Annotated in this window: 8 protein-coding genes and 1 pseudogene; 5 read left to right on the forward strand and 4 right to left on the reverse strand. The window is 74.6% G+C overall.

The features are described from left to right. The 4 genes from ABZ641_RS16240 to ABZ641_RS16255 all read right to left on the reverse strand — a co-directional run. Positions 1 to 941: M20/M25/M40 family metallo-hydrolase (locus ABZ641_RS16240; protein WP_359982417.1), on the reverse strand; the 941-nt coding region annotated here is incomplete at its 3' end. A gap of 59 nt (positions 942 to 1,000) precedes the next feature. Beyond that, the gene (locus ABZ641_RS16245; protein ID WP_344624718.1) at positions 1,001 to 1,441 is read right to left on the reverse strand and encodes a hypothetical protein; all 441 of its coding nucleotides are present in this window, start codon (positions 1,439 to 1,441) and stop codon (positions 1,001 to 1,003) included. Then, complete coding sequence (locus tag ABZ641_RS16250) at positions 1,438 to 2,829, reverse strand: APC family permease (RefSeq protein WP_344624748.1); 1,392 nt, start codon at positions 2,827 to 2,829, stop codon at positions 1,438 to 1,440. Before ABZ641_RS16250 ends, ABZ641_RS16245 begins: the two co-directional genes overlap by 4 nt. Before the next feature lie 289 nt (positions 2,830 to 3,118). Beyond that, positions 3,119 to 3,841 (reverse strand): helix-turn-helix domain-containing protein, encoded by a 723-nt coding sequence (locus ABZ641_RS16255; protein WP_359982420.1) that lies wholly within the window; start codon positions 3,839 to 3,841, stop codon positions 3,119 to 3,121. A 31-nt stretch (positions 3,842 to 3,872) separates the two neighbouring features. On the opposite strand from ABZ641_RS16255, the pseudogene ABZ641_RS16260 reads away from it, so the two are divergent. The 5 genes and pseudogenes from ABZ641_RS16260 to cofG form a co-directional block, all read left to right on the forward strand. Continuing rightward, positions 3,873 to 4,111: pseudogene (locus tag ABZ641_RS16260) on the forward strand (alpha/beta hydrolase fold domain-containing protein); the annotation flags it as partial. A gap of 287 nt (positions 4,112 to 4,398) precedes the next feature. Continuing rightward, positions 4,399 to 5,916: an alkaline phosphatase gene (locus ABZ641_RS16265; RefSeq protein ID WP_359982423.1), complete on the forward strand. Its 1,518-nt coding sequence runs from the start codon at positions 4,399 to 4,401 to the stop codon at positions 5,914 to 5,916. A gap of 76 nt (positions 5,917 to 5,992) precedes the next feature. After that, complete coding sequence (locus tag ABZ641_RS16270; RefSeq protein ID WP_359982425.1) at positions 5,993 to 6,508, forward strand: hypothetical protein; 516 nt, start codon at positions 5,993 to 5,995, stop codon at positions 6,506 to 6,508. 132 nt (positions 6,509 to 6,640) lie between these two features. After that, positions 6,641 to 9,088 (forward strand): SpoIIE family protein phosphatase, encoded by a 2,448-nt coding sequence (locus ABZ641_RS16275; protein WP_359982428.1) that lies wholly within the window; start codon positions 6,641 to 6,643, stop codon positions 9,086 to 9,088. A gap of 140 nt (positions 9,089 to 9,228) precedes the next feature. Further along, positions 9,229 to 10,665: 7,8-didemethyl-8-hydroxy-5-deazariboflavin synthase CofG (cofG, locus tag ABZ641_RS16280; protein WP_359982431.1), on the forward strand; the 1,437-nt coding region annotated here is incomplete at its 3' end.

Below are 10,665 nucleotides of genomic sequence, written 5' to 3' on the forward strand. Positions count from 1 at the left end.
GTGGCGGGCACCGCGGCGGCCGAGCCGACCACCGGCGGGCAGTCGATGCCGAGGACGGTGACCGCGGGCCGGGCCCACAGCCGGTCGGCGACCGTGCCGGAGCCGGTCAGCGCGACGCCCTCCAGCACCCCGGCGTCGCGGCGGAACTGCTGCTCGTCGTAGCCGACGCCCGGCCAGGTCCCGTTGCCGTCCAGGCCCTTGATCCGGGTGCCGCCGGCGGTGTCACGCAGCGAGTCGAGGATGCGGATCAGCGCGGCGAGCGCGTCCGGGGCGGGCCCGCCGAACATGCCGGAGTGCAGGTCGCCGGCCAGCGTCCGCACGGTGACGACCACGTTGGCGAGGCCGCGCAGGCTGGTGGTGGCGGTGGGCACCCCGACCTCGGCGTTGCCGGTGTCGCAGATCAGCAGGGCGTCGGCGTGCAGCTCGTCGGTGTGCTGCCGCACGTACGCCTCCAGGCCGCCGGTGCCCTGCTCCTCGGAGCCCTCGGCGACGAACTTGATGCCGACCGGGAGGTCCTCGCCGAGCGCCCGCAGCGCGGTGAGGTGCATGACGACGTTGCCCTTGCAGTCGGCGGCGCCGCGCCCGTACAGCCGGCCCTCGCGCTCGGTCAGTTCGAAGGGCGGCGAGGTCCAGGCGGCGTCGTCCAGCGGCGGCTGCACGTCGTAGTGGCAGTACAGCAGCACGGTCGGGGCGCCGGGCGGCGGCGGGCGGTGGCCGATCACGGCGTGGCTGCCGTCGGGCGTCTCGGCGAGGTGCACGTCGTGCAGGCCCGCGTCGGCGAAGGCGGCGGCGACCCACTCGGCGGCCCGCCGGCAGTGCTCCGGCGGGTACTGGCGGGGGTCGGCGACCGAGGGGATCGCGACCAGCTCGGCGAGGTCGGCCAGGGCGCGGGGCATCAGGGCGGAGATCCGCCCGGCGAGGTCGTCGGCGGGGTCGGACATGGCGGCTCCCGGGGCGCGGGCGGGCCGCGCCGCCGGGGTGGGCGGCACGGCCGGCCGGGTCAGGTGTTGACGGTCTTGGCGGTGTCGAGGTCGTCGAGCTTGTCGCGGAAGTCCTCCAGCTTGTCCGGGCAGTACACGTTCAGGACGATCGCCTCGGCCTCGACGGACCTGGCGTTGGCGACGATCGGGCGCTGGCCGGGCCCGGCCGCGCCGTTCGCCAGGTTGACCTTCCACAGCGCGTTGTTCAGCGTGCCGGCCGGGTCCTCGCAGACCGCGCCGCCGTCGGTACCCAGCGTCTTCGCGATCTGCTCCTGGTCCGGCACGGCCCGGTAGCCGGCCGCGACCAGCTCGTCGGAGAGCTGCTGCGCCTTGCGGTAGGACTCGTTGGTGGCGTGCTGCTGGGTGTAGGTGATCAGGCCGATCACCAGCATGGCGAGCAGCAGCACGATCGCGCCGATGTAGATCCAGCGGTGCTCGGAGGCCATCCGGGTCGGGCTCATGCCGCACCTCCTTCGGCGGCGGCGGCCTCCGGCTGGCGCCAGCTCGGCTTGCGGGTCTTCAGGAAGGCGAGCGGGATGATCAGGCCGAGCAGCAGCAGGCCGCCGCCGACGATCAGGACGTACGACCAGACGCTGCCGCCGCTGAACTGCGAGGACGGCACGAAGCCGATGACCATGGCTGCGGCGGAGGCCGCGAAGCCGGTCACGCAGAGCACGACGAGCGCCGGGGCCCGGTAGCCGCGCGGGTGGTCGGGCTGGTTGCGGCGCAGCCGGATCGCCGCGAGGAACATCAGCAGATACATGATCAGGTACACCTGGGTGGTGATCACCGAGAAGATCCAGTACGCGCTGGAGACGCTCGGGATGAAGGCGTACATCAGGGCGATGGCGGTGGTGACCACGCCCTGGGTGACCAGGATGTTCTGCTGCACGCCGTGCGCATTGAGCTTCTGCAGGAACGGCGGCAGGTAGCCCTCCTGGCGGGAGATCAGCAGCAGGCCCTTGGACGGGCCGGCCAGCCAGGTCAGCATGCCGCCGAGCGAGGCGGCGACCAGGCCGACCGCGATCACCGGGGTGAGCCAGCCGATGTCGAAGTACTGGAAGAACGCGTCGAAGGCCTGCATCACGCCGGCCGTCAGGCTGAGCTGGTCGGCGGGCACCACCCAGCTGATCGCCAGCGCCGGCAGGATGAAGATCAGCAGTACCAGGCCCATCGCCAGGAACATCGACTTCGGGAACTCCTTCGGCGGGTCCTTCAGCGAGGAGACGTGGACGGCGTTCATCTCCATGCCCGAGTAGCTGAGGAAGTTGTTGACGATCAGCACCAGGCTGGCCAGGCCCGTCCAGGCCGGGAAGATGTGACTGGCGTTCATCGGCGCGGCCGAGGGGTTGCCCTGGCCGAGGAAGACCAGGCCGAGCACGACCAGCAGCGTGCCCGGGATGAGGGTGCCGATCACCAGGCCCCAGGAGGCGAGGCCGGCGACCGCGCCCGTCCCGCGGGAGGACACCCAGACGCCGGTCCAGTACAGCACCATGATCACGATGGCGGTGTAGAGGCCGCTGTTGGCCAGCGCCGGATCGATCACGTACGCGATGGTCGAGGCCACGTAGGCCAGCAGGCTCGGGTAGTAGAAGATCGTCATCGCGAACTGGCACCAGACCGCGAGGAAGCCCAGCGGCTTCGACAGCCCCTGGGCCACCCAGTTGTAGACCCCGCCCGTCCAGCCGGAGGCGAGCTCCGCGGAGACCAGCGCGGTCGGCAGCAGGAAGACGATCGCCGGGACGATGTAGAGGAACACGCAGGCGAGGCCGTACACCGCCATGGTGGGCGCGGCCCGCAGGCTCGCCACCGAACTGGTCGTCATCAGGGCCAGCGTCAGCCAGGTCATCCGCGGCGCCGACACCGCCTGCTGTACGGCGGGAGCCGCCCCGGTGACCTGCCGGCCGCCCTCGCCGGCCGGGACGTCCATCGTGCTCATGTGCACTCTCCTTCCGGCAGCGCCGGGCTGCTCCCTCACCCTTCGTGGCCGCCCCGGCCGGCGCATCCGGCTCGGCCCGTTCGTGTGACGACCCTTCCCGGACGGCCGCGCAGTACGGGCGGCGGCGGCCCCGTCAGGGCAGCATGGGGACGGGCCGTGCCCGGAGCCGCCCGGGGCGGACCGGCGGTGCGGCGGACGGTCAGTCCTGGCCGAGCCGCCAGGCGGTGAGGGCGAGCCGGGCCCGCAGCAGCCCGGCCGGCCCGCCGAGGTCGATGCCCAGGGCCCGCCCGATCTGCTCGACCCGGCGGGCGACGCTGCCGTGGTGCAGGTGCAGGAACTCCGCCGCGCGGCGCAGCGAACCGGTGGCGCAGTAGGCGTCCAGGGTCTCCAGGTCGTCCGGGCAGGCGGCGACCCGGGCGACGGCCGCCACGTCGGGGTTTTCGCGCAGGGCGTCCGCGGGCGTCTCGGCCAGCAGGGCGAGCGCGCCCAGGTCGGCGTGGCGGACGACCGGTTCGCGCGGGGTGGTGAAGCGCAGCGCGGTGCGGGCCTGCCGCCAGGAGGCGTCCGGGCTGCCCGCGCAGCCGATGCCCGCACGGACGCCCGCCGGGATCCGCGCCGGGTCGACGGCGGCGGCGAGGACGACGCCGACACCCGCGAGCGGCGCGGCCTTCACCGGGTGGGCCGGGCAGAGCGCGGTGCCGATCCGGTCGAGCGGGAGCTCCGAGCGGACGGCGAGGGCGTGCACCGGCCGGTCGGCGGCGAAGCCCAGCAGGCGCAGGGCCCGGGCCCGGTCCGCCTCGTCGCTGTGCGGGCTGACGGTCAGTTCGACGAGGGCGGGATCGGCCATCGTGGTGCGGGCCGGGCCGTACCGTTCGACGGCCGCAGCAACGGTGACGGCGACGGCGAGCCGCTCGAGGAACACCTGGTCGAGCGGGTTGGGCGGGCCGGGGCGCTCCAGCCACTGGCGGCACTACCTGGGCTCCCGGCCGGCGACCCCGTACGCCGCGCACGCGCGGGCCGCCGACCTGTCCGGACTGCCGTCCGCCTACATTGCCACCGCGGAGTTCGACCCAACCGCGACGAGGCCCTCGCCTACGGGCTGCGCCTGCTGCAGGCGGGCGTGTCGGTCGAACTGCACCAGTGGCCCGGCACCTTCCACGGCTCGCAGGCGATCCTGTCCGCAGAGATCTAGCAGCGGCAGAACGCCGAACTCGGGGCCGTGCTGTGCTGTGTTTTCACCGACCGAGCCGCGGGGCCGGCGGCCCGCCGGGGCGGGTGTCACCGGACGGACGGGACACCCGCCGGCGGTATCGGAAACGGAAGGATCTTGACCGCGCGTCAGGTGTTCGACCGTACGTCATGTCCACTGCGTACGCGGTTCACTTCGTGCTCCTATCTTCACACCGCCCGGGGTCGTTCCCGGGTGCGCGCCGCGGCACCGATCTGCCGGGCGCGCCGATGTGTCGAGGAGACACCCTGATGCAGCGCAAGGCCTTGAAGGCCGCCACCGTGCTGGCACTCTCGGGCAGCCTGGTCGGCGGTGCAGTGGTCACCGCCCACTCCGAGCCGGCCGAGCGGAACGAGCACCGCGCGGACATCCGCAACGTCATCTACCTGCTCGGCGACGGCATGGGCCGCACGCACGTCACCGCCGGCCGCGAGCGCTACTACGGTGCCGCCGGCCGCCTGAACATGGAGAAGCTGCCCTTCACCGGCGCCGTGGCGACCCACGCCGTCGAGAAGGACAGCACCCGGCCGGCCCTGGTCACCGACTCCGCCAGCTCCGCCACCGCCTGGTCCTCCGGTGTGAAGACCTACAACGCGGCGATCGGCGTGGACGCCTACGAGAAGAAGGTCGCCACCCTGATGGAGCAGGCCCACGCGGCCGGCTTCGCCACCGGCAACGTCTCCACCGCGGAGATCACCGACGCCACCCCGGCCGCCCAGTTCAGCCACGCCCTGCTGCGCGGCTGCCAGGGCCCGGTCTACTCCGACGCGGCCTGCCTGCCGAAGAAGGCCGACGGCAGCTACGAGTCCGCCCCGGCGGACCACACCCTGATCACCCCGATCGCCGAGCAGATCGCCCGCAACGGCACCGCCGACGTCGTCCTCGGCGGCGGCCTCGCCCGCTTCGAGCCGGACGACCAGAAGGCCCTCCAGGCCCAGGGCTACCAGGTGCTCGGCAGCTTCGGCGACCCGGCGCTGCCCGCGCAGACCGCCGCCACCCAGAAGGTCGCGACCAGGACCGACCTCGCCGCCGCCAAGGGCCGCAAGGTCGTCGGCCTGTTCAACCGCGGCAACCTGACGGTCGAGCAGGCCAAGGCCGGGCTGCCCGCCGACGCCCCGCAGCGCCAGGAGCCCACCCTCGCCGAGATGACGAACAAGGCCGTCTCGCTGCTCGGCAAGAACAACCACAAGGGCTTCTTCCTGCAGGTCGAGGGCGCCCAGATCGACAAGCGCTCGCACGCCAACGACGCCGCCCAGACCCTCGGCGAGGTCAAGGCCTTCGACGACGCGGTCGCCGCCGCCGTGGACTTCGCCAAGAAGGACGGCCACACCCTCGTGATCGTCACCGCCGACCACGAGTGCGCCGGCTTCAACATCATCGAGAAGGGCTCCTACACCAACGCCGAGGCGGCCGCCCCGCCGGCCAACACCGACGCCGGCAACCCCGCCAACAACAGCCTGCCCAGCCGTCCCACCAGCGGCGCCAAGGACCCGGCCCGCTCCAGCGGCATCGTCAACGGCGCGGGCGCCGGCGACCCGAAGAACTTCGCCCCGGCGACCTTCCGCACCCCCGACGACCCGGCCGGCGTCAAGGACGGCACCGCCGACGCCAGCCTCTGGCTGACCTACCTGTCCGGCAACCACACCGGCGCCGACGTGCCGATCTTCGCCTACGGCCCGGGCGGCGACCGCTTCGCCGCCAGCCAGGACAACACCTCGCTGTACGGGAAGATGTACAGCGCGCTCTTCCGGAAGGCCCCGCGGCACTGACCTGCCGCACCGCCCCACGCCGGAACCGGGGCCGGGAGGCACGATCCTCCCGGCCCCGCCGACACCCAGGAGCCCCATGCACCCCCGCCTCGGCGCCCTCGCCCGCCCCGCCCTGGCCGCCCTCGCCCTCGGCCTGCTCGCCGGTTGCTCCGCCGCCCCCGCGGACGACCCGCAGCCGGCCCCGGTGCCCTCCGTCGCGCTGCCCGCGCCCAAGCAGGCCGCCGCGCCCGCCGCCGTCCTCGCCGCACCGCCCGCCCCCGGCGAGGTCCGCGTCGAGGACGGCCCGTTCACCGACCGCGTCCGCCTCACCGGCCTGCGGCTGGACGGCGGCAGGGCCGTCACCGGCCACCTCACCGTCACCTCCGACGTCAGCGACGTCCTCGCCCTCGAACTCCGCGCCGCCTTCTACGACGCCAAGGGCACCCTGGTCGGCACCGGCGCCTTCCACTACCAGGAAGAGGAGGAGGCCTCCGGCCGGCACGACGGCCCGCACGCCGGCCGCGAGGGCATCGACCTCACCGTCGGCGCGGACCACCTCACCGGCACCCCCGCCGCCGCCGTCCTGTCACTGCCCGTGCTCGTCAACGAGTAGCCGCCCCGCCGCGCCGGGCACCCGGCACCGTTTGAGCCCGCCCCGCCCGCGGGCCATGCTGGAGGGTGCACGCGCGGGCCCGGCCCCGCACGGGCGAGGCCGGCGGCCCCGGCGACGGCGAGAAGAGCACCGATGGACGAGACAGGCGGCTCAGCGGAGAGTGATCGCGGCTCCCCGCCGGGGAACGCTGCGGCCGTCGTCGGCCCCGACGGCCGGCTGACCGCCTGGAGCCCCGGCGCCCGACGCCTGCTCGGCCACCGCCCCGAACAGGCTCTCGGCCTCCCCGCCGGAGACCTGCTCGCCGCCCCGCCGCCCGCCGCGGCGCTGCGCGCACTCGCCCGCGGCACCGAGTGGCACGGCCGGCTCGCCCTGCTCCACCGGGACGGCCGCCCCGTCACCGCCGACCTGCGTGCCACCCCGCTGCACACCGCCACCGGCACCGCCTGGACGGTCACCGCCGAACCCGCCGTCGCCCCCGACCCGGATGCCGCCGCCGAACCCGCCACCACCGGCCACCGGGAACTGCGCGAATGGGCTTTCAGCCAGCTGCCGATCGCCGTCGGCGTGTACGACCGGGAGACCCGCCTGGTCGGCGCCAACGACGAGGTGCTGCGGATGATGGGCGAGGGCGGCGAACCCGTCGGCCTGCTCATGGCGGAGACCGCCGACCGCTGGTCCGGACTGCCGCACGCCCGGCTCGCCGCCCTGATGAACCGGGTGCTCGCCGGCGGCGAGACCGTCCGCGCCGACCACCTCTTCCGCACCCCCGGCGAGGCCGGCGCGCATGCCTGGACGACCGTCCTCTACCCGCTCAAGGGCCCCGACGGCGGCGTCCGCGGCGTCGCCGTCGGCGGACTCGACACCACCGACGAGTACCGGGCCCGCCGCCGGCTCGCCGTGGTCAACGCCGCCGGCCTGCGGATCGGCACCACCCTCGACGTCACCCGCACCGCCCAGGAACTCGCCGACGTCGCCACCGAGGACTTCGCCGACTTCACCAGCGTCGACCTCCTCGACAGCGTCTTCCTCGGCACCGAGGCCGCCACCCGGCCCACCGGCGGGCCCGCCGTCTTCCGCCGCGCCGCCGAACAGTCCGTCCTCATCGGCTGCCCCGAGTCCGCCGTCCCGCCCGGCCAGACCGACCACCTGCCCGCCGACTCCCCGATGACCCGCGCCCTCGCCACCGGCCGCCCCTCCCGGCACCGCGTCGACGACCCCGACGTCCGCCGCTGGCTCACCGTCGACCCCGTCCGCGCCCAGCGCATCGCCGAGTCCGGCACCCACTCGCTGATCGTCGCCCCGCTGCTCGCCCGCGGCACCACCCTCGGCATCACGCTGTTCGCCCGGCACCGCACCGAGGAGGACTTCGACGCCGACGACGTCCTGCTCGCCGAGGAACTCACCGCCCGTGCCGCCCTCAGCATCGACAACGCCCGCCGCTACACCTTCGAACGGAACACCGCCCTCGCCCTGCAGCGCAGCATGATGCCGCACCGCGCCCCCCGCCAGGCCGCCGTCGAGATCGCCTCCCGCTACCTCCCGGCCGGCCCGCAGGCCGGCGTCGGCGGCGACTGGTTCGACGTCATCCCGCTCTCCGGCGCCCGCGTCGCACTCGTCGTCGGCGACGTCGTTGGCCACGGCATCCAGGCCACCGCCACCATGGGCCGGCTGCGCACCGCCGTCCGCACCCTCGCCGACGTCGACGTGCCGCCGGACGAACTCCTCACCCACCTCGACGACCTGGTGCTGCGCCTCGACCGGGAGGCCGACCCGCGCACCGCCGACGAGGACGGGCGGGAGGCCGCCGACATCGGCGCCACCTGCCTGTACGCCGTGTACGACCCCGTCTCCCGCCGCTGTACCCTCGCCCGGGCCGGACACCCCGGGCCCGCCGTGGTGCGCCCCGACGGCCGCGTCGAGTTCCCCGAACTGCCCGCCGGACCGCCGCTCGGCCTCGGCGGCCTGCCCTTCGAGGCCGCCGAACTCGACCTGCCCGAGGGCAGCGTGCTCGCGCTGTTCACCGACGGCCTGGTCGAGGCCGTCGACCACGACGTCGACCACGGCATCGAACGCCTCGCCCGCGCCCTCGCCGCCGGCGGCATCTCCCTGGAGGAGACCTGCGACGAGATCCTCCGGCTGCTGCTGCCCGAGGCCCCCGAGGACGACATCGCCCTGCTGCTCGCCCGCACCCGCGCCCTCGACACCTCCCAGGTCGCCGCCTGGGACGTGCCGCCCGACCCGGCCGTCGTCTCGCACGCCCGCAAGCTCGCCGCCGAACAGCTCGCCGTCTGGGGCCTCGACGAGTACGCCTTCGTCACCGAACTGGTCGTCAGCGAGCTCGTCACCAACGCGATCCGCTACGGCCGGCCGCCGATCGAGCTGCGGCTGATCCACGACACCAGCCTGATCTGCGAGGTCTCCGACACCAGCAGCACCGCCCCGCACCTGCGCCGGGCCCGCACCTTCGACGAGGGCGGCCGCGGCCTGCTGCTCGTCGCCCAGCTCACCCAGGGCTGGGGCACCCGGCACACGCCGTTCGGCAAGACCATCTGGACGGAACAGACCCTGCCCGAGGTGTGACCGGCACCTCCCGGCGTGTGACCCGCACCGCGGCTCCCGCCGCCGACCGGGGCCGATATCGTCGGCGCATGAACGCCTCCGAGCCCGAGCAGACCCCCGCCCCGGCCCCCGTACGGCCCGCCGCCCCGACCGCGTCCGCGATGCGCAGAGCGCTCCGCCGGGCCCGGGACGGCGTCGCGCTGGACACGGGCGAGGCCGAGGTGCTGCTGCAGGCCCGCGGCGCCGACCTCACCGACCTGTGCGCGTCCGCCGCCCGCGTCCGCGACGCCGGACTCGGCGAGGCCGGCCGCCCCGGGGTGATCACCTACTCGAAGAAGGTCTTCATCCCGCTCACCCGGCTCTGCCGGGACCGCTGCCACTACTGCACCTTCGTCACCGTGCCGGGCAAGCTGCGCCGGGCCGGCGAGGGCATGTTCCTCTCGCCCGACGAGGTGCTGGACATCGCCCGCCGCGGCGCCGCCACGGGCTGCAAGGAGGCCCTGTTCACCCTCGGCGACCGGCCCGAGGACCGCTGGCCCGAGGCCCGCGCGTGGCTGGACGCGCACGGCTACGACGACACCCTCGCCTACGTGCGGGCGATGTCGGTGCGCGTCCTGGAGGAGACCGGTCTGCTGCCCCACCTCAACCCCGGCGTGCTCTCCTGGACGGACTTCCAGCGGCTCAAGCCGGTCGCCCCGTCCATGGGCATGATGCTGGAGACCACCGCCGAACGGCTCTGGTCCGACCCGTCCGGCCCGCACCACGGCTCCCCGGACAAGGAGCCGCGCGTCCGGCTGCGGGTGCTGGAGGACGCCGGGCGCTCCTCGGTGCCGTTCACCACCGGCATCCTGATCGGCATCGGCGAGTCCTACCGGGAGCGCGCCGAGTCGCTGTTCGCGATCCGCCGGGTCTCCCGCGCCTACCGGGGTGTGCAGGAGGTCATCGTGCAGAACTTCCGCGCCAAGCCCGACACCGCGATGCGCGGCATGCCGGACGCCGAACTCGAGGAGCTCGCCGCCGCGGTCGCCACCGCCCGGCTGGTGCTCGGCCCGTCCGTCCGCCTGCAGGCTCCGCCGAACCTGGTGGACGGCGAGTTCGCCCTGCTGATCGGCGCCGGCATCGACGACTGGGGCGGCGTCTCCCCGCTGACGCCCGACCACGTCAACCCCGAGCGCCCCTGGCCGCACATCGACGACCTCGCCGCCCGCACCGCCGCCGCCGGCTTCACCCTCCGCGAGCGGCTCACCGTGTACCCCGAGTACGTGCAGCGCGGCGAACCCTGGCTCGACCCGCGGATCCTGCCGCACGTCACCGCGCTCGCCGACCCGGCCACCGGCCTCGCCCGCGAGGACGCCCGGCCCGTCGGCCTGCCCTGGCAGGAGCCCGAGGAGCCGCAGACCGGCTCCGGCCGCACCGAACTCCACCACGAGATCGACACCGTGGGCCGCACCGGCGACCGCCGCGTCGACTTCGACGAGGTGTACGGCGACTGGCAGGTGCTGCGCGAGCAGGTCGCCGCAGGCGCCGGGGCGGGCGCGGGCGGCGCCCCGGAGAGGCTGCCCGCCGACGTCCGGGAGGCGCTCGCCGTCGCCGCGGAC

Origin of the sequence: Kitasatospora sp. NPDC007106, from assembly GCF_040634455.1 — a bacterium.
In the GTDB taxonomy this organism is placed as follows: domain Bacteria; phylum Actinomycetota; class Actinomycetes; order Streptomycetales; family Streptomycetaceae; genus Kitasatospora; species Kitasatospora arboriphila.